1 protein-coding gene is annotated in these 1,050 nt (G+C 71.0%); it reads left to right on the top strand.

What is annotated here, in order from left to right:
• Positions 1 to 1,050 (top strand): acyltransferase family protein (locus tag Pme01_RS30695; RefSeq protein ID WP_203935997.1); only part of this gene is annotated, 1,050 nt, incomplete at both ends.

Below are 1,050 nucleotides of genomic sequence, written 5' to 3'. Positions count from 1 at the left end.
CCCGCCCTCGACGGAGTACGCGCGCTGGCCGTCACCGCCGTCCTGGTCTTCCACGCCCGCCCCGGCTGGCTGCCCGGCGGGTTCCTCGGCGTCGACGCCTTCTTCGTGCTGTCCGGGTTCCTCATCACCGGCCTGCTCCTGGCCGAGGCCCACGACACCGCAACGATCCGACTCGCCGCGTTCTGGGCACGACGCGCCCGCCGACTGCTACCGGCCCTGCTGACGGTCCTGATCACCGTCGCGGTCACCGCCCGCTACGTCCTGCCCGCACACAACCCGGCATCGCTACGCCTCGACGCGCTCGCCACCCTCGGATACGCCGCGAACTGGCGGATGATCTTCCACGGCGGCGACTACTTCGCCCGTACCGCACCCCCGTCACCGTTGCAGCACACCTGGTCACTGGGCATCGAGGAACAGTTCTACCTCCTGTGGCCACTGCTCGTGGTACTCGCACTGCGCCGGACTCCGACCCGTTCGGCACGCACGACACTGCTCACCCTCTGCGTGGCAGGCACCGCCGCCGCCGCGCTACTGACCGCAGCGCTGTACCACCCCGACGACCCCGCACGCGTCTACTACGGCACCGACACCCGCGCCGGCGCGCTACTGACCGGCTGCGCACTGGCCATCCTGCTCACCGGCCGCACCGTCACCCGCACCCGCCCACTCACCATCGCGGCCGGCTGCGCCACGATCGCCCTCGCCGCCGCCCTGATCCTGGCCCACGGCCAATCGCCATGGCTCTACCACGGCGGCCTCACCGCGATCGCGCTGACCGTCGCCGTCGTCCTCGCCCACCTCACCACCACCCCCCACAGCCCCGCCGCCCGCCTGTTGTCCACCCGCCCCCTGGCCTGGCTCGGACAGATCTCCTACGGCCTGTACCTGTGGCACTGGCCCCTGTTCGCCGCGCTCAACACCGACCACACCGGCCTGACCGCCACCCCACTGTTCACCCTGCGCATCGCAGCCACCATCACCATCGCAGCCGCCAGCTACCACCTCGTCGAACAACCCATCCGACAAGGGACCGCGCTGCGACTCGTA

Origin of the sequence: Planosporangium mesophilum (genome assembly GCF_016863255.1) — a bacterium.
GTDB classification, from domain to species: domain Bacteria; phylum Actinomycetota; class Actinomycetes; order Mycobacteriales; family Micromonosporaceae; genus Planosporangium; species Planosporangium mesophilum.
This window is presented reverse-complemented; position numbering and strand designations above follow the sequence as displayed.